Annotated in this window: 4 protein-coding genes and 1 pseudogene; 2 read left to right on the top strand and 3 right to left on the bottom strand. The window is 46.5% G+C overall.

Features of this window, described 5'->3' with window-relative positions:
* The 3 genes and pseudogenes from ccsA to ccmA form a co-directional block, all read right to left on the bottom strand.
* Positions 1-392, bottom strand: a pseudogene (ccsA, locus tag QVA83_RS19120) (cytochrome c biogenesis protein CcsA); the annotation flags it as partial.
* Positions 392-1,057, bottom strand: coding sequence for a heme exporter protein CcmB (gene ccmB, locus QVA83_RS19125; RefSeq protein ID WP_014948512.1), 666 nt, complete (start codon positions 1,055-1,057; stop codon positions 392-394). The gene ccmB and the pseudogene ccsA, both read right to left, overlap by 1 nt.
* Positions 1,057-1,680: a cytochrome c biogenesis heme-transporting ATPase CcmA gene (gene ccmA / locus QVA83_RS19130; protein WP_156077993.1), complete on the bottom strand. Its 624-nt coding sequence runs from the start codon at positions 1,678-1,680 to the stop codon at positions 1,057-1,059. Before ccmA ends, ccmB begins: the two co-directional genes overlap by 1 nt.
* Positions 1,681-1,960: 280 nt before the next feature.
* On the opposite strand from ccmA, the gene QVA83_RS19135 reads away from it, so the two are divergent.
* Entirely contained in the window at positions 1,961-4,558 is a 2,598-nt protein-coding gene (locus QVA83_RS19135; RefSeq protein WP_287498820.1) for a flagellar hook-length control protein FliK, read from the top strand.
* An 11-nt stretch (positions 4,559-4,569) separates the two neighbouring features.
* Positions 4,570-4,887 carry an EscU/YscU/HrcU family type III secretion system export apparatus switch protein gene (locus tag QVA83_RS19140; RefSeq protein WP_156086023.1) on the top strand — a complete coding sequence of 106 codons (318 nt, stop codon included), beginning with the start codon at positions 4,570-4,572 and terminating at the stop codon, positions 4,885-4,887.
* Positions 4,888-5,060 lie beyond the last annotated feature (173 nt).

The following is a 5,060-nucleotide window of genomic DNA, read 5'->3' on the forward strand; positions in this document are numbered from 1 at the left end:
TGAAGTTAGGCGTGCATCCCATACCCACCAAGCGCCCCACATTGGCTTGCCCCAAGCGGCGCCCGTGAATAGAGCGATAAACGTCATTACTGCGCCGATAGGCGCCATAGCAATCATGCCATATAGGCAGTGCGCCACTGCCACACCATACCCACCAAGGCTGCAATTGCCATGGCGACATAAGTGCCCATAGACAAAATGGCGCTAGGTACATGGATATAGATGATTCTAAATGAATCGCCCTGCTGATAATCTTGAGGCGCAAAGGCCAGCCCCCACACGGTACCTACGCTTAAACACGCTAGAGCGCCAACCCAAAACCAAGGCTGTAAAGTTAAACAAAGCTGATAGGCTCGCTCTGTTTTTGCGTAGGGATGTAACAACTTCCACATTAGTTTTGACTCACTTTTAAAGAATATGCGATGGCAAACGGTGCCAATGCCGCAGCCAATAAAAGCATGGCGGCAATAATAGCAAGTTGCGCATGATAAGGTAATTGCAGTGCGGCAGAATCCACAGCCGACGTGGCAAATATCAGTAACGGAATAAAGACAGGGATTAGTAGCAGTGCCAACAGCACTCCACCTTTTTGCAATCCAACGGTAAGCCCTACTGCAATGGCACCAATTAAGGAAAGTAACGGCGTCCCCAATATCAAGGTTAAGACAAGAGCGATATACATATCGACCGTTAAATTCAAAAACATGGCGAGTAGCGGAGACAACAGCAATAATGGTACAAAGCTAACCAGCCAATGGGCAGCCACTTTTACCGCACTCACCGCTGGTAATGGCATACCAGATAACATGTACTGCTCTAGCGACCCGTCTTGAAAGTCATCGCGAAAAAGCCTTTCCATCGCCATGAGCGATGATAAAATTGCCGCAATCCATATTACCCCTGGTCCAATGCGTTGAAGGGTATCGGGAGACGGACTAACGCCTAAGGGAAATAAGGTCACCACCATCAGCAAAAACATCAGAGGTTGCACTAATTCTGCTTTTTGCTTGAACGCAACCTGCATGTCGCGCTTAAAAATTCCTTGGTACAATGACATTAAAAGCGGTACTCCAAATCGAATACACGGTGTTCCCCTGCAGTTTCTGATAGGTGTTGATGCGAAGTAGTAATGATGAGACCGCCGCGACCAACGTGCTCTTTCATACTTTTTTCAAGCATGTGAACCCCTTTCACATCAAGCGCTGTAAACGGTTCGTCCAGTATCCACACCTTTGCTGGCTTTAGCCACAGTCTCGATAGCGCCACACGACGCTGTTGACCGGCCGATAAATACCTTACGGGCACATCTTCAAGTCCAACTAATCCCACTTTCTCTAATACATCAAAAAACGTGTTAACAGGCACCGATACATTATGTTGAGCTAGCCAGAACGATAGATTATCTAGGGCAGAGAGACTGCCGTTAGTTCCGCTTTTATGGCCAAGATAAAAAAGGTCTTGGTAGTAACCTGTCTTGTCCTCTGAAATGTCCATGCCGTTGTACAATACTGCACCTGAATCAGGTGAACTCAGTCCTGTTAAAATGCGCAGCAAGCTGGTTTTCCCTGCACCGTTAGGACCGCGTAAATACAGCAACTCACCGGGTTCGACAACCAGTGAAAGCCCTTCAAAAAGGGTTCTATCTCGTTTGCTGCAGGTTAATTCGCGCGCCTCTAACACTACCTGGCTACTCCAACCTTAAAAAGAGGTTCTAAAAAATGGCGCTAGTCTACCACATGAACGCTTTTTCGCAGTCGCGAATTCCAATTAAATATGATTTACTTCAATGACAAAGGTATTTTTCCTGAGAGCCATCCGTCGTGAGTAAGTGTTATCCCTCCGCCTAAAGGATGAATTCTTTTGCTTCATCTTATCAACTGGTCAATAACGAAACTGCCAAACAGAGCTTTGCTATACTCAAATAAGTAAGGAAAAGCGCGACATTGCCGATATCTCAATTATGACAACACCACTATCATCTCTATTGGCAGCCGCTCTAAATCAAACAACTGGCCCGACGTCGCCTGTCTCGGCCGCTTTATCGTCTACAGATGCCGCTACTCAAGGATCGAGTCGAGGAGCAACGCCTGTGATTGCCAACGCTCCGCTTTCGCAGGCTACCGTTTTAGACAATGCGGCGAAAGTGATAGTTGAACGCTTGCCTGAACGAGTGCTATCGATAACGATGACATCGAGTAATTCATCGTCAAATTTAGCGCCGTCGGTCGCCCAAGTATTCCACGTTGTATTACCCGCAGAAGTTAGCGCTAAATTCTCCAAACACGCTATTCATAATGCGCAAATTGCTCTTCTGCCTCAAACTTCAGACCAGGTCTCAAACCCAGAAACGAAAAGTGTTCAAAATGCTCCGCAGAGTCAGTTAAGCGCTCAGTCTGCAATACTCCTTTCTACAAGTTTGTCTCAACAAGGCGCGTCATTGTCTGCGCCTGATAAAGCTGAATTACTGAAAGCCGTGGCACAAGCGCTTGCTGCAAATAACGCCGCCGTTACGCTTAAGGGTCAGCTGTCTATTTCTACAAAGAGCGAAAACTTTGGGCAACTCATTCTCACCACGGCTAAAAACGAGGGTGTTCCCCTTACAGACATAAACACTGAAAAGCTGGATAGCACGGCGAAAGCAGCGCTTCAAAAGCTGGTCGGCCAGCAGGTCGTTATAGGACTAAGCCGAGCTAGCAACGGTGGAATCGCGCTGCAAATCTCTCAAGGTTTTTCCAATGGAAGCGCTGCCCCAAGAGCCAACCACAATAATTTCGCCGCTATAACCCATAAAAATGTAAGTACCAACTTACAGCAACAGCTAATTTCCAGCGCTCTTAAGCAAGGCGGCGTTGCTGTTGAGCATAACTTGAGTAACCCGCCACAACTTAACGCGCTGTTACAAAGTTCAGGTGCAGACACCAGCGCGTTAAAAGTGCTCTCAGCGTTAACCTTAACGGGTAGCAAACTCTCAATTCGCACTGCGCAACAAAGCGCGTTATTACAAATAAGTTTACCGCAGAGCAAGGCCCCTTCCCTTTCGGCTCCAACTTTGAATCTGGAGCAGGTAAATAAACTTGACCTTACACAATTACCAAAAGTGACGGCGAAAGGGCTCGATGCCGTCACGGGAAATAGCTCGCTCGAAGCCTCTTCATCCATTACAAACCTAAAAGCAGCGGCTTCCACATCGCTTAAAGGAACGGATGTACACAACGCAATTAGTACACTTTCTCGGGTATTACTGAGCCAAACAGGCAGTACCAGCCAAGCATTAAGCCAACTCGTTGCTATTGTTGAGAATGGAAAGTTACCGCCCAGTAGCGGCGCTCCTCAAACACATGGAGCCCAGCATTTCGATAAAATTTTGCAGCACCTAAAAGGCCTTGATGCACTCAACGCGAAGCCTTCGCAAGTCAAAATATCTAATGGAGCGTTTATCGGACCGCCTAAGCCTTCCAGCGAACAACTGCTAGCAACAGCAAAAGCTATATTGACGGAAGGGAAAGAAACCGCTTCAGCAGAGAATAATGGCATGCAAGGAAAAGACGGTGGGAGTAAATCTTCTCTTGTATCACTTGCCTCTATCGCACAAGCGTTAAGCTCACAGGCAAAAGGCTTATCAAATAGCTTACTGAGCAACATCGCTGCTCAACTTGCGGCTACACAAGGTAAAGGCGCAGAGATACCACCAGTGGTTTCAGATAGTCACGTCACTATAGCGGGTTCAAAATCAAACGAGAGCGTAGCTGGCGAGAACGTAGGCGCTGTCGGCGATGTAAAAAACGGCGCGAAAAAACTAACGCCCGATATGAACGAGCAAGGATTGTCGCAACGCTTGCAGCAGCTTATATCCTCACAGGCGCTGGTTACCACACCAATAAACTTATCCTCACCCGTAAACGCTTCCAGCTTCGTTCAAGGGCTGGTCGCCTTAGTTCAATTAGCACTAGCGGGGCGTGCCATGCAGCGTCAGCCTGGCTTAAAAACGCAAATAGATGCGCCTGACTCTATCGTTTCAAAAACGTTAGCGAATATGGGGGTAACGACTCAACCAAGTCGCGTTAGCCAAGACATGAACCAGTTAGACGGCAGACAACAGCTGCTTTCTCAACTTAAAACGCTGCTAAGTAGCCACCAGCAAAACAAAATTGCTAATGTAGATAGCCGTATTCAAGGGCAAGATAGTTTCTATTATATATTGCCATCACTTTCACAACATCAAAGTCCACCAGAACTCTTGATAAAACGAGAGCTGGGTGGCCAGAACAATAAGCACGCACAAGCAGGCCAACGTTCTCTTTGGAATATCACGATGAAGCTGGACATTGGTGGCAGCGGACAAGTTTTGGCAAAATCAAAAATTGATAAAAGCACCATTACGTTAGACTTATATGCATCCAACGATGAAGTACTTAGGCGCATTGGCGATACCCTACCCTATTTGCAAAAACGTCTTACTTCGCTCGGCCTGGTTGTTGAAAACACCAGCTACCAGCGAGGCCACATTCCGGACACATTAAATTCGCGTCCTCATCAAATCTTTGAAACTAGGGTTTAGGTAAAGCGTTTATGACTGATTCGCAAAAGACAAAACGCGCCATCGGACTAAAATATGACGGCGGCGATAAGAAAAACGCACCTAAAGTGGTAGCAAAAGGCTACGGAGATTTGGCGGAAGCCATTATAGCCATGGCTGAAGAAACTGGGATATTAATTCACGAAGACCCTTACTTAAGCGAAGTCCTCGCTACCCTTGATGTGGGGCAAGATATCCCTGAATCGCTTTATTATGTGATCGCCGAATTGCTGGCCTACTCTTATGTACTTCAAGGAAAAATCCCTCCCGGTTGGGAGGGAATTATCAAGTGTATCGACTTTGAAGTGTAGTAAACACAAAACTAAAGCGTATTGAACCTGCACTTCGAGTATCAATTTTGTCCACCACATAAAAAGCCTTGCTCAAATAAATAATAAGCCCGCTTTTAGCGGGCTTGTTACAAGAATGCTAGATAAGTAGTTTTGTTATCTAAACAGAACCTTTTCTTTATTAAACCAATGGA

Source organism: Alteromonas sp. AO-Serp (assembly GCF_017849675.1).
Classification (GTDB): domain Bacteria; phylum Pseudomonadota; class Gammaproteobacteria; order Enterobacterales; family Alteromonadaceae; genus Alteromonas; species Alteromonas macleodii.

Coding starts and splice junctions, on each gene's coding strand:
- ccmB (WP_014948512.1), bottom strand. CDS start 1,057: ATGTCATTGTACCAAGGAATTTTTAAGCGCGACATGCAGGTTGCGTTC.
- QVA83_RS19135 (WP_287498820.1), top strand. CDS start 1,961: ATGACAACACCACTATCATCTCTATTGGCAGCCGCTCTAAATCAAACA.
- QVA83_RS19140 (WP_156086023.1), top strand. CDS start 4,570: ATGACTGATTCGCAAAAGACAAAACGCGCCATCGGACTAAAATATGAC.